The sequence below is a fragment of the Cytobacillus purgationiresistens genome, assembly GCF_030813235.1.
GTDB lineage: Bacteria > Bacillota > Bacilli > Bacillales > Cytobacillaceae > Cytobacillus > Cytobacillus purgationiresistens.
Window position 1 is genome coordinate 62,835 of record NZ_JAUSUB010000005.1, and the last position, 25,572, is coordinate 88,406.

Consider the following 25,572-nt stretch of genomic DNA (forward strand, 5'->3'; position numbering starts at 1 on the left):
ACTATTAAGATTTTACATTCATAAAATATGTAAGGGCTTTCATTGTTGTTGTATGCGAGTGGATAGTAGCTTGAGGACTCTATGAAGAACAATATTTATATGATAATTTGCATTATCACCGTAAATATAACGTTATATTATCATCCTCAAACAAGGAGTGTCAATAATATTTTAAAAATTTAATATATTTCGAAAACTAATTCGTTTCCACTTGCCTTTCAATTATATGCAGGAAGATATTATGTATATTTCTCTAATTATTATTTTCAAGCCAACATGCTTCCCCAAACGTGAAATCCGTAAAATAAACTTTATATGAGCGTTTTCAGATGGATTCATATCTCAGTATCAATGTTGAATTCGAGTACAAAAAAGACTGGCCCGCTACTCAAAAGCTGATCAGTCCCACTCAATAGAAGCATGACGCAATATCATCATTTTGATATAAAATTACTGCTTCATCTTAAACCCTAAAAAACCATCTCCCACCAGAATCATAAAAAGATGGCTATCAATCAGTCGACCATATATGGGTGATTAAGAATATCATAGTTTTTATCCCTATGTTTGATCTCATTTCCTTCACTAAAGACATTCTCAAAAAATCTAGATGCTGGTTCAGCAAGCTCTTTATAATACATGCTAAATAGCGAAGCTGCATGACTTCCCAGCCACTTCTCAGGAAGCAATTCCTCAGGGAGCCCGGGATCTACAAACAGGAATTTTCGATATTCATGCACCAATTTCGTTCGATCTACGAAACATTCTGCATCACCTTTATCACCTTTTTGAATCTTATTTTTATCAATAATATATTTTTCACTATACTGCGAAATAAACAACTGATATTTTTCATTAATTTCATGGAGATTCCAGCTCTTTTCAACCACTTGCTGATTTTGATGGGGACCGGCATATTCTGCGATAAAAAAGTCAACATAGCTGTCAATATCATACTTCTCTATCAGGTTGCGAACTTGATTTTCCAGTGGAATTGGAGAAATCCAAATGCTATTTGACATCGATCCAAATCCGCTCCATACAAGCTCTTTCCTTAACTCATCCCTAATATGGCGGATATCTTCTGGAATGTTATACATTAATAATCGCCATTTGCCGTCCCATTGCTCCGACTTTAATTTAAAAATCCGTTTACCTGCTTCATCAATTCGATTCTGCCCTTTTGAAGTTAACGAATAGTAGCTTTTGTTTCCTACTTTCTCGGCTTGAACCCATCCCTGTTTATTCATTCGAGAAATGGCAGCTCTAACAGATTGATCATTATGACCGAACTCACTTAAAAGGCTGATTAAGCTGCCTATCCAAATTTTACTGCCATAATGAGAAATATAATCTCCATATAATGTAAAAATCATTGATCTAGTGTTCAATTTACCATCAGCCTCATTTCGAAAGAAAATAGAACGAAAAACTTACGTTATATATATATTTTACTATAACTATTTAGGTTTGAAAAATGATTTATCGAAATAGTAAAATATTTCACTGAAATGAATAATTGGCTTGATAGTAGCTTTGGTAGCAACCTCACTTGAATAAAGAATTGCAGTGTATCATCATTTTATCTTCCTTGAAAAACAGGTTTTCTTTTTTCAATAAATGCATTTACACCTTCTTTATGATCGGATGTAAGTCCAGCAATACGTTGAGCCTGTGCATCCTTTTCAAGACTATCTTCCAAAGTTATATTCCAGCTGGATTTCAAATTTTTCTTAATTAAAGAGATCGCAGCAGTTGGCATCGATGCAAGCCGCTCTGCATACGAGGCAACTTCATCTCTCCATAGCTCTTCCGGGTATACTTTATTAGCTAATCCTAATTCTTCCGCTTGAAAAGCAGAAACCTTTTCCCCCATAATTGCCAACTCAAGCGCTTTTGCATGACCGATAAGCTTAGGTAAATAGTAAAGATTCCCAGCGTCTGGCACTAGACCTACATGAATAAACGCTTCAACAAAGCTAGCTCTTTCAGATAGAAGGCGGAAATCGCAAGCTAGCGCTAAGCTCATTCCAGCCCCGGCAGCGACTCCATTAACAGCAGCAATTACTGGTTTTTCACATTGATGAATCTCCATGATCATAGGATTATAAAGGGCTCTCAACACTTCTCCGTGATCCATGTCCTCATTCACCCCAGCTAAATCCTGTCCAGAGCAGAAACCTCGTCCTTCACCAGTTAAGACGATGCATCTGACCTCCATGCTCCTGCTTGCGAGTTTGATAGATTGCTTTAAATCCTTATTCATCTGAGCGGTAAATGCATTTAGTTTGTCGGGCCGATTTAATGTAATCCAGGCAACTCGATTGATTACTTCATATTTAATCGTTTCATACATGAACTAAGCCCCCCTATTTCCCTTTAAACTCAGGTTTGCGCTTTTCTCTAAAAGCACTCATTCCCTCTTTTTGGTCTTCAGAAGAGAAGAGCAAATAGAAATTTTTCCGTTCAAAGTGCATGCCCTCATTTAATGTAGTATCCACTGCTTTTAACACTGATTCTTTAATTAAACGGATAGACAGCGGTGCTTGGCTTGCAATTTTTGCAGCAGCTTTTAATGTTTCCTCCATCAAGATTTCTTTTGCAAAAATACGATTGACGATGCCATAATGCAGCGCTTCTCCAGAAGTGATTCTTTTTCCAGTAAAGAGCCATTCCATCGCCTTTGTTTTTCCCACTAGCTTAGTTAAGCGCTGAGTGCCACCTGCACCAGGCATCACTCCCAAATCGACTTCAGGAAAACCGAACTCCGCATCATCAGCTGCATAAACCATATCACAGCATAGAGCAAGCTCGAATCCCCCTCCGAGAGCAAATCCTTGAACGGCACCAATAATCGGTTTTTTTATCGCAGCAATCCGGTCCCAATTCTTGAACTGATCTAACAGTTCAAAATCAATCGCACTGTCGTTTGCCATCTCTTGAATATCTGCACCTGCAGCAAAAGCACGACCATTTCCACTTAATAAAATGACCCTTATATTCTCATCTTGATCGAACGATTCCATAGCAGACAGGATTTCAACGATCATTGTTCTATTAAGTGCATTCAATACTTCAGGACGATTAAGCGAAATAATACCTACATGCCCTTCAGAGGAAGTATGAATATACTCGTAGATTCTACTCATTCACTTCCTCACCAATCATGAGAGTGAGCAAATCTCCAGCAAACTTCATTGCATCTTTTCCGGATGCCTTGCCTTCATCCGTTCTCATAGCTGTTTGCAGCGCCTCATGACTCTCATAAAACATTTCACACATTAAATAATACTTTCCTTCCCCGCCCATAGGGCTCCCTACAATCTTTGTAACCTCCATCTTTTGGAGTCCAGGAATCTTCGCGGTAATCGGGGCATGCGTACCGTAGTAATGCGCATCAAATGCCTCCTTATTTTCCGGGTGCTTATAAAGAGCGATTAATTTGACCATTTTCTCAACTTCCTTTCCTTCGTTTTTTTGGGTATATACTCATTTTATTTACATCATCGTTGAAAGCGGTTTCATTGCTTCGAACGGGTTTTTGCATGATTTGCAGTAAAGAATGCTTCTGCACGCTGTCGGTCCGAATAGATTTTCCATAGTAGTATATAAAGAATCGCAGTATGGACATCCTACTTCCCAGCCGCCAGTCTCATTAATCTTCTTTGGCGGAGGTGCAATGCCAAAGCTTTTAAGCTGTTCCCTGCCGAGATCGGAAACCCGATCCGACGTCCAAGGTGGATCATTGATAAAGCGAACTTCTATGTGATTGAACACTTTTAAGCGATCCAGTTTTTCTTCCACATTTTTTCTAATAATATCCAAGGCTGGACATCCCATAAAAGTTGGTAACAGCTCGACCACCAATTTACTATCATCACCTCTAATCGCTTCAACCATTCCGAGATCAACGATTGATATAGCATCGATTTCAGGGTCTTTTACTTCATGCAGCGCATGCAGCACAAGATTTTTATTCATGCACATCCATCCTTTTCATTACCAATTCGCTGCCGGATCAATGTGATATACTTCAGAAAGTATGGACAGCGCTACAGCCAAATCATCAGTATGGAAACCTTCACGGCCTTTGCCGCTCTTCGTTTTAATCTTAATCGGGATTGAAAGATTAACAGATTCAAAGACAGTTAATAATTGATGTTTCCACATTTGAGTTATTATCTCTTCCTTGTCAATGAAGCCTGCTTCAGCTATTTCCCTGCCATTTGGCCCATAACTTAAAACATCTGCAAACTCATCAAATACTTGCTGGACCGCTGTTTCCATTCTGTTTCTAGCTTCATCATTTGCATCAATTAATTGCATAAACCAGGTCTTCCAATGCAAAAGATGATAATAAATTTCCATGTTGACCTTAACTGCTACATCCGCCAGCGGCTGATAGGATGAATTTTTTAAGGATTCCATACGGATTTTTTTAAACTGTGTGTAAAAATAATGTCTGACAACGGTAAAAGCCCAGTCAAATTTAGGTTTTTCTAAATAGTGGCCCGGTCCGTTGACCAACTCCAATAAAACGGCGTTCTTGCGATCCTTGGAACTTCGGCCATGCGCAAGGATGTCCACATGCCCTTCCCCCAAATCTTCGAGCAACTGATAAAACATCGCAGCATGGCCCATCATATCCTGATTAATCGAGGAAAAAGCCACATCCTCCTCAATATGGGGTGCCAGACCGAGCCATTCAGATCCTCTATAGGCAAGGATAAAATCATCATCGGCAAGTTGATATAACAGTTCAATTAATACCTTTCGCTCCATGGAATCCATTTGGGACTGATCATTCTTTTTCAATATTCTCCGTCCCTCCCCATGATAAAATTTCTTTTTCATCAAGCATATCCTGTTCGTATTTGCGCCATTTTTTTCTTAAGTATCCATAGCCCTTTGCATTCCGATAATCCTTGTTGTCCAGCCTTGGAAGCGAGTGCTTTTCATCTCTGCTCAGCTTCCTGATATCTGACCGTTTTACAACCCATATATCCGCTACTGGTTCACGTCGCATAAAATTCTCCTGAGCCATTACTATTGCAATCTCATGATTGGGTGCGAGCAGAGAGAATTGATATTGCAATGGGGTTGTATCCGTTCTTTTGCTAAATACTTCAAATTCCTGATAAAATCCTTCAGAACTCAAACGCTTTCCTCCCTCCTTCGTTCTTAATCACAAGAGAATTTTTCAATTAAAAAATGTTTAGCTCCAACCCCGATCAAACTCAGGGTAAGCTCCCTGCGATAAGTTAACAACACGGTTCGCTCACGCTTATCGGGTTATCGAAAGAACAAGCCCTTTTGCGTTTGGACGGAGATTCCCAAGGCGCTTGCGCTTCCTTATTTACTTAGCGCCCTACGCACCCATTCACTTTCTTCATAAGAATGAATGCGAAGCTGCAATCGCTCCTGCGATTTAGGTCCTTTATTTCGGATGATTTCCTTAAATTTATTCCAATCAGGCTGCTGATAAATCCAAATGCCCTGATCTTTATCAAAGCGCATCGTTTCATCTGGAACTGTCAGACCTAGAGATAGCACTCTGGGAATATATTTTGAGAAAAACTCTTGCCGCAGTTCTTCATTCGTTTTTGACCTAATCCTATACTTAATCGTTGTATCCTGCTTTGAAGTACCGGTAGTTGAGGCATCTGCTGGTCCAAAAAACATCAGAAGCGCTTCCCACCACCTGTTTACCGCATCTTGAACCATATCTTTTTGCTGCTCAGTCCCTTCAGTCAAAGCCATAATAATGGCCTCTCCATGCTGCGCATGAAAAACTTCCTCTGCACAAATCCTTTTTAAAGCTCTTGCATAAGGGCCATAGGATGCATTCAGCATATTTGTTTGGGAGATGATAGCTGCACCGTCAACTAACCAGCCAATTAATCCTGCATCCCCCCAAGTAGGAGCTTCCATATGAAATACATTATGAAATTTAAGCCTGCCGCTAAATAAATCCTGCATAATGTGCTCACGCGACTTGCCAAGAGGCTTCATCAAATCTTCAGTTACACGAAGCAAGAGTTGACCATGACCCATTTCATCTTGAACCTTAGCCATGATGCCAAGTTTTCTTTTGATAGTTGGAGCTTTTGGCACCCACTCCTTCTCTGGAAGCGCTCCCATTATTTCACTAATTCCATGCATAGAAATTAATTTAATCAAGGTTTGCCTATAGTCATCAGGCATCCAATCATCCGCTTCGATTTTTTCTCCAGCTTCAATCCTCAACATAAACAGATTAAAATTGTCTTCCTCTGTTAATTGCTGATTAAACACCGTTTCCGTCAATATCTTCACCTCCCAAAATTACTCACTTTTTAAAACATGATTTTGTATAACGTTATTTTGTCGCAACAAACATTATGTGTCATATATTTAACAATAAGATAACTCCAAAACCTACAAAAGTCAACCAATTTTCAGAAAATTTAATTTTTAAACCGATAAAATACTTTCGAATAACCCAACCCAAACAATAAACTCGATATTACTTTTTCAATTGGCATAAAGAAGAGGGCTGTCTGATCAGTCAGTTTCTCCGACTCATTGGACAGCCCTCATTCATTATCATTATTCTTCATATATCATTTTTCTTGTCATTCCTCCATCAACGACTAAATTGATTCCAGTAACAAAATCATTCATCTGATTAGTAAGGTAAAAACAAGCTCTTGCAATATCAGCTGGCGTCCCCACACGATTAGATGGGTGCTGGGCATGATCTTTCTTCCGCAGCTCCTCGTATCCGCTTGTTGCAATCCAGCCAGGTGAGATGGCATTCACAGTTATTTGCTCTTCTGATAATGAAATGGCAAGCGCATGTGTTAATGCAGTTATACCGCCTTTTGAAGCAGCATAAGCTTCTGTATCTCGTTCAGACATCATCGCTCTAGTTGAAGCGAGATTCACAATAGATCCGCCATGCTCATTCTCTTTCATATACTTAGCTGCTTCACGTGAAGCAAGGAAAACACTTCGAAGGTTTGTATTGATGATATCATCCCATTCTTCAATCGTTAATTCAAATAATGATTTCCATTTGGAAACGCCAGCATTATTAATCAGAATATCGATTCGCCCGAATGTTTGATATGCTTTTTTCATTAACGAATTGACGTCCGCTTCTTTCCTCACATCCGCTTCTATTGCGATGATAGATTGGCTGGAAAGAGATTTAGCCAACTTTTCCACAGCTTCAATGTTTACATCTGCCGCAACAACATTCGCGCCTGCATTGGCATAAGCTTCCGCTACCCTTTTTCCTATTCCATTCCCTGCTCCAGTGATAATGACCGTTTGATTTATGAAATCCATCTATCTAACTCCTTAATCAGTCTTTTTTCTTTTCATTGTAAAATGAAGACTGAGTGATGCGCAAACTTATTGCCACTCTTTAAATTTAGTTTTCATCTGCTTCTTAATTTTTACAAGTGGAGACTCTTCCCCTTTCGCTGATTTTTGTTTATTCCATTCATAATAGCTTGCAACTGCAATAAGTATGGACCCGCCAATTAGCAAATAAGTCCACCACGGCAGATTTCCCCAATATGGTCTTGCCTGCAAGAGCACGTTTAATAATAGCACCACTGCCCCGACAAAAAAGTAAGATTTCAAGCGATAATATACTCCAGCTAGCATTGATACTAATGTTAATGTGCCTAGTATCAGCGCATCATAGACTGTATTGCTAGCTAATGCATCCTGTATGAATGAAAGAGATACAATGGAGAGCACACCCCATTCCAAATACGTAAGATTCGTCTTAAACTTACCTTGTAAAATAAAACGACTAAAGAGAATAACGCCTACTAAAGGAAGCATATAGGCTTCTCGCTCCATCAAATTTGGTATATTCATTTCATATATCCATGCATAATACGGTTGGAGAAGGTAGATGCCTGCACTAATGGATGGAATCCAAACTACATTACTTTTCACTCTCTTCCGCTGCAGCCAGAATAATAATGTAATTAGACTCCCAGGGACAATCTTGCTCCACATATCATCTGTTTGATAAGCATACAAAGAAAGTAAAAATAAAAATGAAAAAACTGTGTAAATATCTAAAGAGAATCTCTTATTGTCAAAACCATATAAAGATTTTAATAAAAATGATCCCGCAACCGCTAAGCTGGCAGCCATTAGGACAATGAATAGATAGGATATTTCAGCGGATACCCAATTGGCAAAAAGATAATAATGGGTAGAGAATAGAATCAGCAATAATGGTATGGCACCTAGTATTATTTTATTTCTCCAATGAAGAAAAACAGTTAAACCAAGTGCATAACCTAAAGTAGGAATCCATTCCAATAATCTAAATGGATATTGGTAGAGAAAAGCTATCACACCTGCGAGCGACCATGGAATGAGAAAGAGCGCATTCCGGTTCTTCTCAATTTCTCCGCCATAACACCAATTAACGAATACCAGAATACTGATAATTAAAAACGCATAATGATTGTAATTACCGTAAAAGAAGTAATCTATTATAGTTGCGAAAAACATAAAACCTGATAAGAATGAACCATATACAAACAGCTTAATATATATCTCTGCCTTTACATACTTAGCTGACAGCCAATAAACAAAGATTGCGCATATAAAGCTAAATAGTGAGAGATTTCCTTCATTCAATAAAGTAATCAAAAGGGCAATCGGAAGAAATAAGTGACCTGCAATTGCATAGCTTTTGGAGAACGCTTCATCTTTATTAAAGAAGGAATAAGCTACGATAAAAAGTAAGAAAGATCCTAATGGATACATAATCTTTGTAAAGTATTCAGGTATCAGCAGCTGCACATGAAACGCATTTAAAGTGAATAAATAGCCAAGTAAGAAAACAGCGGCAGATAGATAAGGAATCCATTTTCTTTTTGTCATAGAGTATAGACCTGCATATACAATCGAACCCATAATAAACGTAAGCGGCCTAACAGCTAAATGAACAGATAAAAGCAAGGATGTAATCACTGCAAGAGAGTAAAAACCTTGAGCTACAAAGAAAACCTGTTTACTAATGTCCAAAAACGCATATTTTCTACAAATATAATAAAATAATAAAAGAACAGCACTTCCCATCATTATGCTTATTGTTAAACCAAGATTTTCATTGTAGAATAACCAATTTGCGTTCATCTCTTCTCCGACCATTAAAAATGCCAATCCAAGAAAAAGCGGAATCAGCCATGGTGCGCTTTTCTTATAGAAGCGTCGTTTGTCAACCAGATAAAGCGCTACAAATATACCTGATAACATGAGAAACATCACACCAGACTGAAAATGCTCAAAAAAGCTTAATGAAGTCGATATTGTTAACAGCATAATCACGAGTCCTACATCTCTTGAGCTGCTCACAATTGAATGAAAGATTTGCTGCTTTAACGAAAAGCCGAATACAAGATGAATCACCAATCCAATCATAAAGATTGGCAGATAAAGATCAGTAAACCTAAAGAACTGGTCAATAATTAAAATGATCTCATAAAGAAAAAACGCTAGAAATATAGGTGTGAAATAAGCAAATAACTGCGATTTCATCTTATAAGTCAGATAGAAAAATTGACCTGCAACAAGTAGGAAAGCGCATAAAAGAGAATAAGATGGCACAGTTACAGTTGGCAGTAAATTCATCAGACTGATATAGATAAATGCCAAGCATGAAACTGCTGCACTCGTCATCCGAAACACCTTAACCCAATATGCTTCTTCCTTCATCATTTGCGGTACCGCTAAAAAGCCAATCCCCACTATTACATACATAATCGGACCAATCGACTGCATGAAAGAATGTTGTATTAATTGATAGGCACCATAGACAATGAGTAGTGTGAAGGCAAAATGAAACTCCTTTTTATCAGTAACATAAACAAGCGCTAGAAATACAAATGCCGCGACTAATAAATTTATACTATTAAGGATAGGACTATCGAAAAATACGAGCATCAAGACAGTTGTAAGAGTCAGCTGGATTGGAACAAAGTATTTTAGCTCTTTTATAAAAAGAGTGAAGTTCATGCTTTTTTTCACTCTATGATAAAAAGCAACCAGCAAAATACTAAAAATAGTCATCCCCAGGTAAAAGCTATCGTGTTCTACTTTAAATATTGCAAGAAAGTATCCTGCAAAGAAAGTTAAAGTTATATATGTAATCCAAGTAAATAATCTAGAATTTAATTTGTTTGCAAAAAGATAATATATTGGAACAAGTACCAGGCTGCCAGCCGCTCCCAAAATATAACGCCCTTCCCCATAAAAAGAAAAATACGGTCCCATCAGTTTAAACCACGCAATGGAGAGGATAAAAATAGGTAAAAACAAGCTGCCTAGAACGAAAAACGCAACCGAAGTTTTCTTAATTTTCAGAATCAAATGAGCGAACATAGCGATTGCATAAAACAGACCTGAAATCAGTGCGATGGAGCCACTTTTCATGATGTTTGACATAGAAGACCAATTACTGGTGGCAATATAAATTCCGCCAATCAGAAGCATAATCACACCTAAGTTTAAAAGCCAGGAAATATTTCTTTCACGCAGCTCTTCAGGAGAAAGCTTCTTCTTTGGCATGGCCTCCATCCATTCAGAATGCTTTTTTGTTCGTTCTTTTTTTGGTTGATCTTTAACAACCTGACTTGCTATTATCGCTCGTTCCACTTCCTTTACCTTCTGATCATCCATATAACGATCATATGCCTTTAACGTTGTTTCGTAATGATCTCTCGAAATATAATCGCCTTCCTTTAGCGCTGAAAGCTCTTTATGAAATATTTCCTGGGATTTATTGAATGACATCTGTTTCACCTCAATCATAATATATAAATCAATACTATAAGTGTAATATTACACTACAATAAACTAAAAATCAATAGCATTTGCATAATAATACCATCTGTTTATACGGTTGAGGCTTGCGGCTATCATTTAAACAAACCAAAAAATAAGGTGTCACTAATGGAATTTCCACTTGTGACACCCCTGCTCGCAAATATAGAATCGCTTTTTTTCTTCGGTGGTTTTATTTGTTCTTTTTAATTAGATTTATTCCTCACTACTTAACTCTCATGCTCTTTCAATAGCCCAATTATTTCTTCTCAATATATACAGAGCGAACGATTGTACGATTATATGTCTGCCCCTTATCATCCCCCCCCTTGATATCAATAGTCACGTTATAAACTCCAGATTGAGAAACATTTGGTAACTGACCAATGTAATTTGTTTGATTTAGATTCTGAATAGATACAGGCGATGAATATATTTTTCCGTTTTCATCCTTCATTTGGACACTAAAGGATAAGTTTTTCAATACAGGAACCGACAATGTGAACACAGCAGTATTCCCGGATACCATTCCAGCCATATCCATTTTAATTGGTGCTTTATCTTCGAATTGAACAGTTAAAAGATAAGCGTCCTGCTGCTCAGGTGTCAGCATACCGATTTTCCATTCTCCTTGTTCTGTTTTAACATCTTTGAAGGTATGAATGGCTGCGCTATTAAAGAATGAAGTTTCTTCACCAGAAATCACAAAATTACTTTTGAACGTTTTTCCCGAGGGTGAAATAAGTTCAACCTTAGTATTTGGTGAAGCAGTTAATACACTTACCTGACCAAGTGAATCTTTACCCACGTAAAAACTTTCTTCCACCCACTTATTTTGTCCTAAAGGGCCGCCATGAACATAATAGGAATCCTCTGTTGAAATCATTTCATTTTTTACTACAGAATCGCTATTGCTTGTTGTTACGCCCGTTATTGAGGACGTACGAAGATGTGGTTCAATTCTTGAAAACACAGCGGAACCCATGCGGATACGGTCATGATCGAGGCTTGCGTCTGTGAACAAATGCGCCCCATATGGTAATTTTGTACTCCAATCATTGACAAGGCCATCATTTACACCTTGAAATGACAAGTATTGTCCGCCCATCCATAAAGCAGATAGTGTCGGGCCTTTGTTTGTTCCAGCTACTGTATAGTATTTATTTTTGCGTGCACTAGAATGATTGTCGGTGACAGAACGGAAGTGAGCCATTTCACCGACTTGCAATGAGTAGGTACCGTCATCATTTTGTCCCAGCAAAGACCCGAGCCATCCAGCCCACCAGCTATAGGCCAAATCAGCTAAATGCGAGCCATGATGCGGAGAGCCGAGGGTGAACACTCTTCCGACATACTGATGTGCACCATAATGGACGAGCGCTGCTTGTGTATCAGGGCCACCTTTGCTATGTGCAATGATATTTACCTTTTTCCCTCCAAAATGACTGTTGATATCAGCGAGTAGTGTGGCTAATAACTCACCATTTGCATACTGGGTTTCTGATCCGTTACCAGCGGCGTCATAAAGCTGAACAAAGACTGTTTGATAGCCTGCCTCATACGCTTTTGTGTACATATCATTGACACCGTGATATTCTGTTTCGCCATACCAACTTGTAGAGCTGCCATTTTTTCCTTGGACAAAAACGATGGGAGGTTTATTAGGGTCATAATTAGGTGGGGTACTTCCAAGAAACCATTCACCAGGAGTAAAGGTCTCTCCTGGCGGTTTAAGTTTCCCAGTTGGTTCGAAATTCGTAGATGCTACGACCGGAGAAACAACCAACAAAAGCATGGTAAGAATAGAAATAATCGATACGATTTTCTTCAAATAGATCTCCTCCTATTTAGAAAACGTTTACATTTCACTCTTATTTCTTATGCTTACAAAAGGAAAATCCTTCCTCATATTATAAAACACATCTAAACAGCTATAAAAAGACAGAAAACATAAGTACAATAGCCTGTTATTTTTGACACAAAGAAAATCCCCCTTAGTTCAAAAGTCTACATAACATTTTTCGAACTAAGGAGGATAGGTTAGGACAGATTACCTTTTTAAACTTGTATATGACGTTGGGGATATAGATTTAATAAAAGGACTTAGTTCTCCTTTAGAAAAAATAGTCAAGCGATGCATCGGTCGAGTACATGCTGTATAGAAGAGCTTTCGCTCGTACTCTTTCTCATACCCTGAGGAATCATAGATGATTACTGCATCAAATTCAATCCCCTTAGCTAAGTAAGAAGGGATAATTAATACACCTGATTCGTAAGAAAGCGCATTTTTTTCGATGAGCTTAAGATCTTGTATTTGCTGATTAAGCTCATTATAAGCTTCCCTGCTCTCTTCAGCCGTTTTGCATATGATTGCGATCGTTTGATTCCCTTGGGTCTGAGCATCTATTATTTCATGCAGCATGGATTGAATAAAAGTTTCCTGATTTGCACATTCAACAACCTTTGGTTTTTCACCTTCGCGATTGAATGACTCAATCTTTTCTCCATCTGCTATTAAATCTTTTGTAAATTCAACAATTTCCCTTGTGGAGCGATAACTCCTCATTAGCTTATAATTTTTTATATTTTCGTTTTCATAAATTGCTAATTTTGATAAAGAATGAAGATAAATCGCTTGATTCAGGTCACCTAATAAAGTCATTTTGCTATATGGATAAAGCTCTTGGATAAAAGCAAATTGAAATGATGAATAATCTTGAGCTTCATCGATGAAAATATGCCGAATAGCCGTATTCGACTTTTTCCCTCCGATATGATCCGTTAAATATAAATAGGGTGTGGCATCTTCATATGCCATCTTACCTTCTATCATATTTTGCAGTGTGAATTCCGCAATAATAGAACGGCATTCATTTGGCTGCTCTTTCATAAATAGATTGATAAATATCTCTTTAATATTTATAAACTGAAATCTTTTTATTTTTCTTTTTATTGGCTTAAACCTTTGACTGACGACCTTTTTCGAAAGGAAACGCTTCTCCAGGTCAAAATCATCGAAGCTATCATCGTCACCTTTCTTTTTTTGCATTTCTTTGTAAACCTCTAAAAAGTCTTCCTTATCAAGCAGCTCTATTTCATTCTCCACCCAAAGCTTGCTTCTTTCTAATTTCTCATGTCTTCTGATCTCACCTAATAACCACTCTTGGATAAGTTGAATTCGATTTGGAATGGTAATTGATGGATCCATTGAATAAAACTGTTTATATATATCTTTATTTTGGATAATTGCATTTCCTCTAAAAACAATATCTGTAAAAACAAGCCCTTCATTTGAAAGAGAAAGTAAATAATCATCAATCATTTTTTTATAATCCAATGAGGATTTATATTCTATATTTGCTCTTCTAACGTTAAAGGCGTGATCATCTTTTGTTGTAAGCAAAAATTCCATTTGATCAAACGGATCCTCCACATCAAACTCTCCCGCCAACCGACTATTTAAATATTGTTGAAAGGTTGTTTGCTCCATGTTTTCTTCACCAAGCTCAGGTAAAACAGTTGATACATAGCTATTGAACAATGGATTAGGTGAAAAGAGCATAATATTATCTGAGTGGAGTGTCTCTCGATATCGATAAAGAAGAAATGCAGCTCTCTGCAGTGCAGCGGACGTTTTCCCGCTTCCTGCAACCCCTTGAACAACCACAATTTTATCGCGTTCATTGCGTATTATTTCATTTTGCTCTTTCTGAATTGTTGCAACTATACTCTTCATTTGAGTATTTGCTTGATTTCCCAACACTTCTTGGAGAAGCTGATCACCGATTGTGAGTCCAGTATCGAACATACCTCCAATCACACCATTTTTAATAATAAATTGTCGCTTTAATCTCATATCACCTTGTATTAAACCCGAGGGCGTAAGATATTCAGCACTGCCAGGAGAGTAGTCATAATATAAACTTGATATCGGTGCGCGCCAATCATAGATTAGAAAGTTTTCATCCTCATTATCCATTAAAGAGGCAATGCCAATATAAATTGGTTCTAGTTCAGATTCCTCTTCTTCTTGAAAATCGATTCTTCCGAAATAAGGCGTATTTCTTAATTTAGTAAACGTGAGCAATTGTCGATCCAAAAGGCCTTTCCGTCTTTCTCTTTCGGCGAGCAATTCTGCTTGTTGTTTGATGCTAGTAAACGTTTCAACGATATCATCCGGTTCATCCAGGTTCATAGTCACATCATCCCAAAATTCCTTTTTAATCTCTTGGACCTGTGATCCAACTTGCATTGTCTTGTTTATATAGCTAGCAGTTTTTCTGTCAATCTCATTAATTACTTCATTCACTCTCAGCTGCTCGTTTTGAATTTCGCTCATCCAATCACTCCCGGAAAAATTTTGGCCTTTTATTTGACACTCCGTAGTTTTTGTGTTAATGTTATAGTAGGGTAAAATTTTAACACAATAAACAAACAGAGACCAATACTTATATTAGCATGATTTATTATATTTAACAAGCAATTTCTGCATCTACACGATTAGCATCTCTTCTAAGAGATGCTTTTTTATTTTAGACGAGTGAAATATGCATCAATATTTCACAACCATTTTATAACATATTCCTTAACTAAAACATGAAGAACAATTTATTTTAGGCATCGACGGACTAAGTCGTTCAGGAATTCTACTTTATCCAAAAGGATATTCGAAACATTATATCAAAAGAATTTCATGTATGCCTATTCCATATAGACGATTATATCGTCTCCCGAAAAAGAGGTTATCATCCATGCAATGAGGAAGGGTTGAATATTACTATGTTTATTGCACCTGAATTGAAGCTCCAATCTTTCAATCACTTAAGTTTAAGTGATTCCCCATGCCTTTCAATACAAGTTCATTCATCCGATCGATGACGACCATTTCGATTTAGCTTTTATCATTTAGTTAATTCCTTAAGATATTAAAAATCCCAATCTCTCATTGATCTATTTGAGAAATCGGGATTTAATTATTCAATCAATTCGCCTGTTGGTCCTAAGACTAGCTACTCCCTTCCATTCATAAATAATCGTACCTTCCGCCTCACCACTAACCTTCCAAATACCGACAGTTTTTCTTGAAACAGGATGTAATGAATTGAAAGGACTGGAGACCTTAAGTTTACTTGTATTTAATTCATTGCGTCAAAACCTCTCATAGCCTGTCTGGCTGCTCGTTGAAGCGGATCCCAGGTTCCATTATAAGGTGGCGCATAACTCAAGTCGAGATCCTCAATATCACGAATCGTCATACGGTTATAAAGCGCAGTGGCCAATACATCAATCCGTTTATCTACACCCTTCTCCCCAATTATTTGTCCACCAAGCAAACGATGATTGTCACTTCTGTAAGTTAATTTTACATAAATTGGCCGTGACCCCGGATAATAACCTGCGATATCCTTTGCCTCAACTTTAACTGTTTCATAAGGAATGTTTAATGCTTTGGCTTCTTTTTCGGATAAGCCTGTTTTGCCAAGTGTCAAATTCATAAATTTCACAATGGATGAACCGGTAATACCTTTAAATATCCGTGATTTTCCTGCCATGTTGAGCCCCGCAATACGTCCTTGTTTATTGGCAGTTGTCCCAAGCGGAATATAATCATCCCGGTCTTTTACCATATGATATTGAAGTGCACAATCTCCAGCAGCATATATATCCTTCACACTCGTTTCCATATAGCGATTCGTTTGAATGGCTCCTTTGATGCCCGTGTTGATCCCAGTTCCATGAATGAAAGCAGTATTCGGTTCGATTCCAATACAAATCAAGACAAGATCGGCTTTATATTCACCTTGATCCGTTCTTACCGACTCAACAGATAGGGCGCCATTGATGGCGATCACATTCTCGTTAACAATCAGTTCAATTTGATGTTTTTTGGCTTCATCATGGATGTGTTCAGTCATATCTTGATCAAATATTTTGCCCACGTATGCACCGCGTTCAATCAGTCGCACATTCTTTCCCAAGTACTTGAAACCCTCCGCCATCTCAAGTCCTATATAACCACCACCTATGATCGTTACATCTTGAACATCCTCCTTTAGATTGCGGATGATAGCGTTCGCATCCGGGATTGTTTTAAGGGCATGTACTCCGTTAAGGCTGGTTCCTTCCCAATTGGGGATAACCGGACTCGCTCCACTTGCAATCAACAATTTATCATATTGTAAATGAAAGGCCTTTCCAGAATGTATATGTTGACCGGAAACTGTTTTTGTTTCTGGATTTATGCTTTGTACTAGATGATTTGTTTTAGCGTCCATTCCATATTTGTCCCTAAACGTTTTGATATCTCTCGCAATCAGATCGTCTGTTGACGGAATTACTCCGCTAATGACGTAAGGAAGACCACACTGTCCGTAAGAATAAATATCACCCTGCTCAAGTATGACAATTTCCGCATCCTTGACACTTTTGACAATTTGCATGGCTGCACTCATACCAGCTGCATCACCACCGATAATAACGTATTTCACAAATATACACCTCTTATTCAATGAGATAGATTTAACCCTTGTAATGCTTGTTCTTTATTAGGGTTGATTAATATATATATATATATATAAATTTATGTTAAATTCCAAAAAACTTTGTGTATCGTTGCTCTGAATCCTAGTTCCATCTCAAAGCAAAAAAGTTTACTCTCATCACCTAATTCCTTTGCATCAAATATTTGTTTGAACCCATTCAAGTTATTACTCATCCAGTTTTTTACCCCATTAAGGAAATTTTATGATGTATATTCTGTGGTTTGTGAAAAATCCCTAAAAAACGTTGCTGATAAACAAGTGCTGGGTTTTGGGTATATTGGCTCAAATATTAAATCCTTTTTCCTGCAACACATTAGTAGAACAGTTAAACAGTAAACAAGATGTATAAAATTTTCGAATATCATGACGAGCCGAACTTGGAAGAGATACACTGCAGGCGTTTACTCCCCCATATTTCGAATACAGTGTAGCATCAACTCTTCAGTAAAAAGCCTCGGTGCTTAATTGACATCTTGTTTTGCAAATCCAACAGGAACAGGGATACCTTCGTAATCATTTCAATATGGAATGTACTAATTCTATCCCGTAAATAGGTTTCACGTCTGAGTCTTCGGTATGTTCTAAAAATATGAAATGACACAAATCCCCAAAGTATCGTTCAAGCACGACCTATATAAAAAAGACAATTCACTTGCAGTCAATTTAATATAATCATGACTTGTTTTCACCAAAAAACCCCCCTATTCAATAAGAAGTACTATCCCCAGAATTGAAGGAAAGTATAAGTAATCTTACATTTCCATCTCATATCTAGGAAGAAAAAGGTATGTCTTTGGATGTATAGATTTATAGGGGTATCCATTAAATTTTTAAAGAATTATATGAGTGGTATAGGCGACTACAAAGTTTCAACAATGATAAAGAAGTTATTAAAACTAAATGTTGACACAAATAATAAATGATTTAAATAAAGAAAGATCAGGCTCGTTATAACATTTGCAATCATTTGAAAATTATTATTAATTCGGCTAGAAATTTTGTATAATTAGTATATATACTATCGAATAAATGTTATTTAAGGTGAAAATGAGGTGAAATTAATGATTTATAGTAAAACAGAAAAAACAATCGTATCAGATAGATTAATTCTACGTCTATTTAAAGAATCTGATGCAAAAAATGTTAGCATAATGTGCAATAATTATAATATATACAAAAGCACATTATCTTTACCATACCCTTATTCTTTAGAATGTGCACTTTCATGGATTGTAAATCATGAGCAAAACTTTGCATTAGACCGAATGTATGAACTCGCTATAACAGACAAAAATAGTGGACAGTTATATGGAGCTATTGCCATTTCAAATCATAAACAATACAAAAATGGTGAAATTGCTTACTGGATAGGAGAAGAATATTGGGGAAATGGATATGGTACAGAAGCAGCCAAAGCGATGATAGAATTTGTTTTTAAAGAGAAGAATTATCATCGGGTGTATGCACGTCATTTTAAATCAAATCCGGCATCTGGAAAGATAATGAAAAAATGTGGAATGATATACGAAGGAACTCTTAAAGACCATATTTATAAAAACGATTCTTTTGAAGATATGGTTTATTACGGTATTATAAATCCGATGAAAAAAGTATAATATGGTTGTATTTTTATTATGTAATCTTTATATATTGTTCAACAGATTATCAAAATTCAAATTGGGTTGTCTATTAAGACAACCTAATTTTGTGTAGCAAATCAACAATTTTGTCCTATCCTAACAGTAGTAACAAGGATCATTTAAGACTCCATGCGAATAAATAAACTAAAATTTGTGCCTTATTGGTAGGAATTACCCTTTAAACGGGCATTAAATAACATTGTTAAACTCTTATCCAATTAAATTCGTCCTAAATCTAAGAGAATATTAGGTGAAATGTATATAAAGTTAATCCATTGATTTGCTACATGTAAAACAATACAAAGATTCATATATGAATACTCCATTTAGAAATCCGTCCAAACAGTATATTTCTTTTTTACATTTACAACACTTCCCAACTAATTCTCTCATTCTTATTCCTCCTCTTTGAATGAAAATCCTTAATCTTTTCGTTACCTTCGGAGCCCTTATTATCATGTGGGTGGGGAGTATTCTCTGTTGAGCACTATTTGACATGAGGGTCCGAACTATTCACTATTGTCTTCGCCCGATTATCTCCTCGATCTCTTTATTAGTAAAGATCATATGTGCTTTATGATTATACGGTTTTAGAATATTAATTATATTATCCCTCTCATAATCTTCGTAGTCTTTATTCCATTGAAACATCTTGTTTAGCAGTTTTAAAGTGGACTTGTAATGAGAATTTTCAATCTTTAATTTCTGAAGGAAATATCTTTTTATTATTCTGAGTACTCTTTTTTAATATGGGATATTTAAAACGATGATATGGTCTGCTTGTTGAAAGGCTGGTTCAAGCCATCGATGCTGCGCCCCTTCTATAATCCATTGATTCAACTTTAATATGTTGTCTAAGCTGGCATTTCTCCCCTCAGGGGATCGGCGAACATCTCCGTTTTCATGCCTTTCCCAAACAAGGTAATCTAATTCAAACATCGGTATTGAAAGTGAAGCCGACAACTTTTTGGCTAACGTTGTTTTCCCGCTGCCTACTGCTCCGATTATATGAATTTTCCCCATTAATAACACCGCCATCAAATAGTTTGTGCGTTTCAACCAAGCGCAAAAAAAAATCACCGAATAAATAAAACCGAGTTATACTTACAAACCCGGCTTCTTTTCTGGAAATTTTATTTAAGCAGTGCTTCTAAAACTTTCTGAACCTCGTATCCATCTTGGAAGTTAACTAAATGACCCTTTTCTCCACCGATTACCTTCAGAAGCTCATCGACTAGTGACATCTCAACCATGTCTTCAACTGTAACCAACTCACTAGCACATGTACCTCTTGTCTGTACAAGCTCTCTCCAATTCCTTAAATCGAGCGTTCCTTCGTTTCCAAAAAACTTTAATGATAGATGTTCCTTTTGTCCAACTCCGCTTGTTCCGTTGAATATCACAGGCACACCATTTCCAAGCTCTAACCTTGCAACAAAACCTGTTTCACAACTCGTTCCATCTGATGGATAATCGACAATCGATGAGATCACCTTTAATTCACCAAATAGCGAGTGAATTAATTGAATGAAATGAGGGCTTACCTCTCTAATAAACCCGCCTTGCTCCCGGCTGGAAATCCAATCATTTTGCTGCCATCGCCGGGGCCAGTCTGTGAAATGCATATTCATTTCAATCCTTTTTAGGTGACCTATTTCACAAGCTTGAACTTTATTATGTATTACATATTTTTCACTGCTATATGCCAATGGAAAATTCATCGCATGAACGAGATTGGATTGGCTTGCTGCCTCTTTCATTTCAGCTGCTTCCTCAATCGTATTCGCTAGCGGCTTTTCACAAAGGATATGCTTGCCGCTTTTAATGATATCAAGAGCAATTTGATGGTGATACTTTGGCGGTACAGCTACATATACTAAGTCGATTGTTTGATCGTTTAACATCTGTAAATGATTTGTATATAAATCGGCGGCTGGTACCTCGCGAGAGACTGCTTGAAGTCTATCTTCATTCATATCACAAAGTGCACTCACTTCCGTTTGATCATTTTCTAAGAAACTTTTTAAAATCCTTTCACCTATTGCCCCGACGCCAATCATGCCTACTTTCATATGATCTCTCCCTTATGTATTAAAAATTTTGAATATTCCTCTTTCGAAAATTATACCGCTTTTTTTAACAGTATGGGGGATTAAAAATAGAAAATCAGTTGATTTAGAGGATTTTCCAATAGAAAAGATTAATATAAATAGTAACAGTATTTGAAAGGATGAGATGATGAATAAAGAAGATCTAAAAATTGTACGGGTGCCTATTCCAACTCCTACATTATGGCCACATACGACAACTAATAGTTATTTAGTTGGAAATGAGAAGGAAACCATATTAATAGACGCTGGCTATGACCAGCCGGAAACAAAAGCAGTACTGGAGCAAGCCCTTATCGATCATGAATTAGCTCAGCCGAAGTCAATTATCTTAACCCACTTCCATAAGGACCATGCACCTGGTGTCCTGCAGCTCACAGAGTGGGAGGCCACGATCTTTTGTCACACAAATGAGAAAGACGATATGTTGCATTCGATTTCTCCGCTGAAGACGCTTAAATTCTTGGAGGACGGAGACCAAATCTCAGTCGCAAATCATACTATTCAGATTTTACATTGTCCGGGGCATACGTCAGGACAATTAAATCTCTATATTCCCGCTACCGGTATTCTAATTGCTGGTGACAATTTCATTGAAAAAGGAACATCATGGATTGGCACACCAGATGGGAATGTTAGCGATTATCTTCAAACCTTAAATAGATTAAAAGAACTTATTATCTCAAAAATCGGTCCAGGACATGGCGACTGGCTGCTCAATCCTTATGAACATATTGATTTCGTCATTGGCAGAAGGCTGCAGCGTGAAGAACAAATCAAATCATTGCTGCAGGAGCATGGTCCATTATCTGCAGAGTCATTAGCGCAAAAAATATATCAAGATCATGTACATCCAAGTATATTAGAGGTAGCAAAACGGACGACTGAAGCACATCTTATTAAATTAGAACAAGATGGGCTAGCCTTCCGAACAGGATCGGATTATCAACTAAAAGATTAATCTATGGGTTTCCCCTGTCGAATTTTCACCAATGCATTTAATGCTAGAACGGTAGGCTTGATCATTTTCAATTTACCTTCTTTATACGCAGCTAATGCAGCTTCAGGGGTAATCCAAAATGCCTCTTCAATTTCATATACATCCGGCATAGGATTTTGTCCCTCTGGAAGTTGGGCAATAAAGAACCGAGTATCAAATCGATAAGGGCTACTCTCTGGAGTGATTTTATGACCCATATATTTGAATTTATTACAATCAAGGATTAGCTGATGATCGCTCATTATATCAAAAAAGGTAATTTTCCCATCGAGCAGGAGTCTGCGGTACTCATTCATGTTTGCGGTCTCCATCTGACAGGGTGAACCGTCCTCCTTTGTAGCAAGATTAACTCCGACTTCTTCGAATAGCTCTCGAGCAGCTGCTACATAATGCGCTGGACTAAACTGATAGCTGTCATTCATATTAATTAATTGGCCAGTTATAACAGGATAATCACTTTTATCCAACGAACCGCCCGGGAACACATAATGTCCAGCTAAAAATTTCATCGTTGCTGGACGCTTGGTTAAAAACACTTTAGTCTCGTTATCGATTAATACAACTGTTGATGCAGGTTTAGGGGTTACATACACATATTTCCCACCTTTCTTTTTACATAGAAAGCTATATTATTATATATTCCTTATCCTTTCGTTTATCCCTTTCTTTAATTTTACAAAACAATTAAATAATTAATGTAGAGTCTACTTTAATCCCTCACTTGACCATTGCCCAAAATCGTATATTTACTAGAGGTCAGCGCTTCCAGTCCCATTGGACCTCTCACATGTAGCTTCTGTGTACTAATGCCTATTTCTGCTCCGAAACCGAATTCAAATCCATCTGTAAATCGAGTGGACGCATTATGGTAAACAGCAGCTGCATCCACATTATTGAGGAATAATGCTGCATTCCTATCATTCTCAGTAATTATTGCTTCAGAATGCTTCGTTCCGTACTGGTTAATATGGACAATCGCCTCTTCAATAGATGACACTACTTTAACACTTATGCTGAGACCCAAATACTCTGCCGCCCAGTCTTGCTCTGTTGCTTGAATCGCTCCATTAAATTTATTGCAAACCGTTTCATCTCCGTGGATACTTACTCCCCTATTCCTTAATACATTCAATAAATTCTCGCCAAATTTCTCGAACCATTTAGAATGAATCACCAGTGATTCGGTTGCGTTACAAACAGATGGGCGCTGTGTTTTTCCATTGATAACAAGTTTTTCTGCCATCCCCTCATCGGCCGTTTCATCAATATATATATGACAGTTTCCAGCACCGGTTTCTATCACAGGTACCGAGGCTTCTTTGATCACTGTATCTATTAATTCCTTACCTCCTCTTGGAATTAATACATCTAGATACTCATTTAAATGAAACAATTCCTTCGCTGTTTCTCTGCTTGTATCCTCGATTAATTGGACGGCCTCAGGGGATATATCACATTGCTCAAGCGCGGTATGAATCGTACGGACCAATGCCCTATTTGATAAAAGCGCAGATGAGCTGCCTCTCAACAGAAGAGCATTTCCTGTTTTCAAAGCAAGGGTAGCAGCATCGATTGTTACGTTTGGCCTTGCTTCATAGATCATCCCGATCACTCCAATCGGCACTCTTTTCTTCTTAATCATTAATCCATTTTCTTTCTCTATTGCTTCGATGATTTCCCCAATAGGATCTTGCAAATCTATTAATTGACTAATTGCATCAGCCATAACCTGAATCCGTTCCTTATTAAGCATCATCCTATCTAATAGGCTATCCTGTATTCCTTTTTGCTTTCCTCTTCGGATGTCTTTTTCATTTTCATAGAGAATGGCTCGCTCGTCCTCAATCAATTGGTCAGCTATTTTCTTCAATGCTTCATTTTTTTGATCAGCAGATAATGTCCCTAACTCATAACTGACTTTTTTAGCCAATTTTCCTTTTTCAATAACCTCGTTCATGCAATGACCCCCTATATGGTTATATTCTTACCCATTTATTCCGATGGATGACTTCGTTCGAAGACAAGTAATATGGTTTATCGTTTATTAAAATGCATTTTTTAAGTTCCTCAGATGAGCAGCTGACTTCTCCTTTACCTATGACCTTATGAGCGGAAACCACCTCCACGACATCCCCTTTTTGGAAATCACCGTTAATTTCATTTACTCCTGCCGGCAATAAACTTTTCCCCTTGAGTAAGATTGCTTCCTCTGCTCCTTTATCTATATAAATTTTCCCCGTTACTTTTGAATGAAAAGCGATCCATTGTCTGCGTGTATTAATCACGGGCAGTCGTTCATTTTCAATATACGTTCCATCACCTTTTCCTTTTATTATATTAATTAATTTTTCTTTCCCAAATTCTTTACCAATAAACACTGGGACACCTAATGAGCAGGCTGTTTTTGCAGCATTTAGTTTTGATTTCATTCCTCCTGTACCGATTTTCGATCCCGAACCCTTTGCAGCCTCTAGAATTTCCTCGGTAATACATTCTAAATAGTCAAACTTTTTCGCACGGGGGTTTACCTTTGGATTGGCATTATAAATACCGTTAATGTCTGTTAAAATTATCAGATGATCTGCATGCACCAAACCGCTTACAAGAGCAGAAAGCATGTCATTATCACCAAATGTTAATTCTTCTACTGAAACCGTATCATTTTCGTTAATAATTGGTAGAATCCTTCTTTCCAATAACTCCATTAATGTTTCATAAGCATTTTTATAACGAAGCCTATCTGAAAAGTCTGATCTTGTTAATAAGATTTGCGCTGGTGTAATTTGATAATCTAAAAACCTTTTCATATAAGCTTGTATTAATAATCCTTGACCTACCGCTGCTGCAGCCTGTTTCCCTTTTAATGTAATCGGACGTGATGAGTAGCCTAATTGAGCAAAGCCTGCTGCTACAGCTCCGGAAGAAACAACAATTACTTCATGGCCTTCTTTCCGCAATTGCGCAATTGCATCAACATGGTCGGTAAACTTCATATCATCAATTTGAGCTTTTTCATTTGTTAGTGAACTGCTGCCGATTTTAACTACTATCCTCATTCTTCCCATACATGACATCCCTCTTCTATTTCTAATAAGAAAAGTGCAAGCGCCTTGCTCACCCTCAGGCTTAGACCATAGCGGGGGTAGGCGCTGGAGCAAGACATTTTCCTAGCTTATAAAAATTTATTCTCTTATCTAAAAAAACACAAAAAAACCCTCTTGTCCTCGTTATTAAGGACGAAAGGGTTTCTCGTGGTACCACCTTAATTGGATGTTTTCACATCCCACTTGACGAAATAACGCTTCGGAAGCGCCGGTGGATTTGCCACCGGACTCGGGAGGAAGGTTCTGCGGATTGCTGTGACGAAATTTTTCAGCTCATAAATTTCGCTCTCTTTTCACATCAAGGACCCGCATACTAGCCCTCCGTTAATGTTCGTT

The 25,572-nt window shown here is 37.5% G+C and carries 20 protein-coding genes, 1 pseudogene and 1 other annotated feature (1 of these 22 cut by a window edge); of the genes and pseudogenes, 3 read left to right on the forward strand and 18 right to left on the reverse strand.

Going from position 1 to position 25,572, the window contains the following annotated elements; all coding sequences use genetic code 11:
• Nucleotides 1-515 precede the first annotated feature (515 nt).
• The 13 genes from paaX to J2S17_RS07385 all read right to left on the reverse strand — a co-directional run bounded on the left by paaX (nucleotide 516) and on the right by J2S17_RS07385 (nucleotide 17,330).
• Entirely contained in the window at nucleotides 516-1,391 is an 876-nt protein-coding gene (gene paaX / locus J2S17_RS07325; protein WP_307473371.1) for a phenylacetic acid degradation operon negative regulatory protein PaaX, read from the reverse strand.
• Nucleotides 1,392-1,582: 191 nt separating this feature from the next.
• Complete coding sequence (locus J2S17_RS07330) at nucleotides 1,583-2,356, reverse strand: enoyl-CoA hydratase-related protein (protein ID WP_307473372.1); 774 nt, start codon at nucleotides 2,354-2,356, stop codon at nucleotides 1,583-1,585.
• A 13-nt stretch (nucleotides 2,357-2,369) separates the two neighbouring features.
• Nucleotides 2,370-3,149, reverse strand: a complete 780-nt coding sequence (locus tag J2S17_RS07335) for an enoyl-CoA hydratase-related protein (RefSeq protein ID WP_307473374.1) — start codon at nucleotides 3,147-3,149, stop codon at nucleotides 2,370-2,372.
• Nucleotides 3,142-3,450, reverse strand: coding sequence for an EthD family reductase (locus J2S17_RS07340; RefSeq protein ID WP_307473376.1), 309 nt, complete (start codon nucleotides 3,448-3,450; stop codon nucleotides 3,142-3,144). Before J2S17_RS07340 ends, J2S17_RS07335 begins: the two co-directional genes overlap by 8 nt.
• A 48-nt stretch (nucleotides 3,451-3,498) precedes the next feature.
• Nucleotides 3,499-3,981: a 1,2-phenylacetyl-CoA epoxidase subunit PaaD gene (gene paaD / locus J2S17_RS07345; protein WP_370874976.1), complete on the reverse strand. Its 483-nt coding sequence runs from the start codon at nucleotides 3,979-3,981 to the stop codon at nucleotides 3,499-3,501.
• A gap of 18 nt (nucleotides 3,982-3,999) precedes the next feature.
• The gene (gene paaC, locus J2S17_RS07350) at nucleotides 4,000-4,791 is read right to left on the reverse strand and encodes a 1,2-phenylacetyl-CoA epoxidase subunit PaaC (RefSeq protein ID WP_307473756.1); all 792 of its coding nucleotides are present in this window, start codon (nucleotides 4,789-4,791) and stop codon (nucleotides 4,000-4,002) included.
• A gap of 10 nt (nucleotides 4,792-4,801) precedes the next feature.
• Nucleotides 4,802-5,158: a 1,2-phenylacetyl-CoA epoxidase subunit PaaB gene (paaB, locus tag J2S17_RS07355; protein WP_307473381.1), complete on the reverse strand. Its 357-nt coding sequence runs from the start codon at nucleotides 5,156-5,158 to the stop codon at nucleotides 4,802-4,804.
• Between the two features lie 194 nt (nucleotides 5,159-5,352).
• Nucleotides 5,353-6,249 (reverse strand): 1,2-phenylacetyl-CoA epoxidase subunit PaaA, encoded by an 897-nt coding sequence (gene paaA, locus J2S17_RS07360; RefSeq protein WP_307473758.1) that lies wholly within the window; start codon nucleotides 6,247-6,249, stop codon nucleotides 5,353-5,355.
• Between the two features lie 339 nt (nucleotides 6,250-6,588).
• Nucleotides 6,589-7,332 (reverse strand): glucose 1-dehydrogenase, encoded by a 744-nt coding sequence (locus J2S17_RS07365; RefSeq protein WP_307473384.1) that lies wholly within the window; start codon nucleotides 7,330-7,332, stop codon nucleotides 6,589-6,591.
• A 66-nt stretch (nucleotides 7,333-7,398) separates the two neighbouring features.
• The gene (locus J2S17_RS07370; RefSeq protein ID WP_307473386.1) at nucleotides 7,399-10,812 is read right to left on the reverse strand and encodes an SCO7613 C-terminal domain-containing membrane protein; all 3,414 of its coding nucleotides are present in this window, start codon (nucleotides 10,810-10,812) and stop codon (nucleotides 7,399-7,401) included.
• Nucleotides 10,813-11,101: 289 nt separating this feature from the next.
• Entirely contained in the window at nucleotides 11,102-12,637 is a 1,536-nt protein-coding gene (locus J2S17_RS07375) for an esterase/lipase family protein (RefSeq protein WP_370874981.1), read from the reverse strand.
• A gap of 255 nt (nucleotides 12,638-12,892) precedes the next feature.
• Entirely contained in the window at nucleotides 12,893-15,181 is a 2,289-nt protein-coding gene (gene helD, locus J2S17_RS07380; protein WP_307473389.1) for an RNA polymerase recycling motor HelD, read from the reverse strand.
• 796 nt (nucleotides 15,182-15,977) lie between these two features.
• Nucleotides 15,978-17,330, reverse strand: coding sequence for a CoA-disulfide reductase (locus J2S17_RS07385; RefSeq protein ID WP_307473391.1), 1,353 nt, complete (start codon nucleotides 17,328-17,330; stop codon nucleotides 15,978-15,980).
• Between the two features lie 845 nt (nucleotides 17,331-18,175).
• On the opposite strand from J2S17_RS07385, the pseudogene J2S17_RS28840 reads away from it, so the two are divergent.
• A pseudogene (locus J2S17_RS28840) lies at nucleotides 18,176-18,285 on the forward strand (IS1595 family transposase); the annotation flags it as partial.
• 160 nt (nucleotides 18,286-18,445) lie between these two features.
• Complete coding sequence (locus J2S17_RS07390; protein WP_307473760.1) at nucleotides 18,446-19,000, forward strand: GNAT family N-acetyltransferase; 555 nt, start codon at nucleotides 18,446-18,448, stop codon at nucleotides 18,998-19,000.
• A gap of 768 nt (nucleotides 19,001-19,768) precedes the next feature.
• On the opposite strand, the gene J2S17_RS07395 is transcribed toward J2S17_RS07390, so the two are convergent.
• Both J2S17_RS07395 and J2S17_RS07400 read right to left on the reverse strand, forming a co-directional pair.
• Nucleotides 19,769-20,047, reverse strand: coding sequence for an AAA family ATPase (locus J2S17_RS07395; RefSeq protein ID WP_307473393.1), 279 nt, complete (start codon nucleotides 20,045-20,047; stop codon nucleotides 19,769-19,771).
• A 110-nt stretch (nucleotides 20,048-20,157) separates the two neighbouring features.
• The gene (locus J2S17_RS07400; protein WP_307473395.1) at nucleotides 20,158-21,096 is read right to left on the reverse strand and encodes a Gfo/Idh/MocA family protein; all 939 of its coding nucleotides are present in this window, start codon (nucleotides 21,094-21,096) and stop codon (nucleotides 20,158-20,160) included.
• A 166-nt stretch (nucleotides 21,097-21,262) separates the two neighbouring features.
• Between J2S17_RS07400 and J2S17_RS07405 the strand changes: the two genes are divergently transcribed.
• On the forward strand, nucleotides 21,263-22,093 hold the full coding sequence (locus J2S17_RS07405; protein ID WP_307473397.1) for an MBL fold metallo-hydrolase: 831 nt from the start codon (nucleotides 21,263-21,265) through the stop codon (nucleotides 22,091-22,093).
• Here the strand turns inward: J2S17_RS07405 and J2S17_RS07410 are convergent.
• The 3 genes from J2S17_RS07410 to proB form a co-directional block, all read right to left on the reverse strand.
• Nucleotides 22,090-22,725, reverse strand: coding sequence for an NUDIX hydrolase (locus J2S17_RS07410; protein WP_307473399.1), 636 nt, complete (start codon nucleotides 22,723-22,725; stop codon nucleotides 22,090-22,092). The genes J2S17_RS07405 and J2S17_RS07410 overlap by 4 nt on opposite strands.
• A 116-nt stretch (nucleotides 22,726-22,841) precedes the next feature.
• Nucleotides 22,842-24,089, reverse strand: a complete 1,248-nt coding sequence (locus J2S17_RS07415; protein WP_307473401.1) for a glutamate-5-semialdehyde dehydrogenase — start codon at nucleotides 24,087-24,089, stop codon at nucleotides 22,842-22,844.
• Nucleotides 24,090-24,108: 19 nt separating this feature from the next.
• Complete coding sequence (gene proB / locus J2S17_RS07420; protein WP_307473403.1) at nucleotides 24,109-25,197, reverse strand: glutamate 5-kinase; 1,089 nt, start codon at nucleotides 25,195-25,197, stop codon at nucleotides 24,109-24,111.
• A gap of 164 nt (nucleotides 25,198-25,361) precedes the next feature.
• Nucleotides 25,362-25,572: a binding site (T-box leader), on the reverse strand; it runs 1 nt beyond the window's last position.

Excerpts from the sequence above, each read along its gene's own strand:
- J2S17_RS07330 (WP_307473372.1), bottom strand. The coding sequence starts at position 2,356 with ATGTATGAAACGATTAAATATGAAGTAATCAATCGAGTTGCCTGGATT.
- helD (WP_307473389.1), bottom strand. The coding sequence starts at position 15,181 with ATGAGCGAAATTCAAAACGAGCAGCTGAGAGTGAATGAAGTAATTAAT.
- J2S17_RS07365 (WP_307473384.1), bottom strand. The coding sequence starts at position 7,332 with ATGGATTTCATAAATCAAACGGTCATTATCACTGGAGCAGGGAATGGA.
- paaD (WP_370874976.1), bottom strand. The coding sequence starts at position 3,981 with ATGAATAAAAATCTTGTGCTGCATGCGCTGCATGAAGTAAAAGACCCT.
- J2S17_RS07390 (WP_307473760.1), top strand. The coding sequence starts at position 18,446 with ATGATTTATAGTAAAACAGAAAAAACAATCGTATCAGATAGATTAATT.
- proB (WP_307473403.1), bottom strand. The coding sequence starts at position 25,197 with ATGGGAAGAATGAGGATAGTAGTTAAAATCGGCAGCAGTTCACTAACA.
- J2S17_RS07405 (WP_307473397.1), top strand. The coding sequence starts at position 21,263 with ATGAATAAAGAAGATCTAAAAATTGTACGGGTGCCTATTCCAACTCCT.
- J2S17_RS07335 (WP_307473374.1), bottom strand. The coding sequence starts at position 3,149 with ATGAGTAGAATCTACGAGTATATTCATACTTCCTCTGAAGGGCATGTA.
- paaC (WP_307473756.1), bottom strand. The coding sequence starts at position 4,791 with ATGGATTCCATGGAGCGAAAGGTATTAATTGAACTGTTATATCAACTT.
- J2S17_RS07340 (WP_307473376.1), bottom strand. The coding sequence starts at position 3,450 with ATGGTCAAATTAATCGCTCTTTATAAGCACCCGGAAAATAAGGAGGCA.
- J2S17_RS07375 (WP_370874981.1), bottom strand. The coding sequence starts at position 12,637 with ATGCTTTTGTTGGTTGTTTCTCCGGTCGTAGCATCTACGAATTTCGAA.
- paaA (WP_307473758.1), bottom strand. The coding sequence starts at position 6,249 with ATGTTGAGGATTGAAGCTGGAGAAAAAATCGAAGCGGATGATTGGATG.
- J2S17_RS07415 (WP_307473401.1), bottom strand. The coding sequence starts at position 24,089 with ATGAACGAGGTTATTGAAAAAGGAAAATTGGCTAAAAAAGTCAGTTAT.
- J2S17_RS07400 (WP_307473395.1), bottom strand. The coding sequence starts at position 21,096 with ATGAAAGTAGGCATGATTGGCGTCGGGGCAATAGGTGAAAGGATTTTA.
- J2S17_RS07370 (WP_307473386.1), bottom strand. The coding sequence starts at position 10,812 with ATGTCATTCAATAAATCCCAGGAAATATTTCATAAAGAGCTTTCAGCG.
- J2S17_RS07395 (WP_307473393.1), bottom strand. The coding sequence starts at position 20,047 with ATGGGGAAAATTCATATAATCGGAGCAGTAGGCAGCGGGAAAACAACG.